Genomic DNA, 757 nt, shown 5'->3' on the forward strand with positions numbered 1-757 from the left:
CCAATGAGTTCACGCCAACCCAAAGCAGCTCGCCCGGTTCGCCACTGGTGATGCGGATGATGGACCAGACGTTGGTCCGATAGATGGCGTAGCCGCTTTCAATTTCTGGGATCGGCGATCCGCCCAGCGTGTAGATCCAGCGGCCACCATCGGCCATGGCGGTCTGGCGATAAATCCCGGTCGCATCCGGCGTGATGGAACCGGACAGGATGATGCGCGGCACCGTTTGGAGAACCTGATCCATCACCAGCGAGCCGCCGATGATTTCCAGACCTTCACGGGTGAATCGGGTTGGCTGGCCGTCCACCAGTTGACCGGTTGGCCAGCTTCGGATGGCTGCGTTTTTCAATAGAAACGCATAGCCATCGGTCGACTGGATATGCAAATCAGCCCCGTTGCGGGGAACCAGCGTGCTCGCCTTGAGTCGTCGGCTGAATGCTGCCACGACCGAGTCATGGATGACGCAGCGTTCGAACTTGAGTTGATTGCGCTCGTTCCCCATCGGCAGCGCACGGATGCCCGTGGCCTTGGTATATGGGACTTCATCGACGGTCTGACCGCCGTTGATTTCAATCCCGCCCCACAAGGGATCGCCCACGGAAACCAATCGCGATGGCGCTCCGTAGGCATCCCACGTGAGTTGCAGGAACGAATCGTATAAGTCTTCCGCCACCGGTTAGAGGTTGGTGATTTTACCGGCGTTGAGGGTGTTGTTCAGCACGGTGGCAATCAGCGCGTGCGGATTGAGGTTTTCACC

General features: G+C 58.8%; 1 protein-coding gene. It reads right to left on the reverse strand.

The annotated features are described in order from the left end of the window. The coding region (locus JIN85_RS20690) for a hypothetical protein (protein ID WP_200274430.1) at nt 1-673 on the reverse strand (673 nt) is incomplete at its 3' end. Nucleotides 674-757: the final 84 nt, after the last annotated feature.

The sequence above is a fragment of the Luteolibacter pohnpeiensis genome, from assembly GCF_016595435.1.
GTDB lineage: Bacteria > Verrucomicrobiota > Verrucomicrobiia > Verrucomicrobiales > Akkermansiaceae > Luteolibacter > Luteolibacter pohnpeiensis.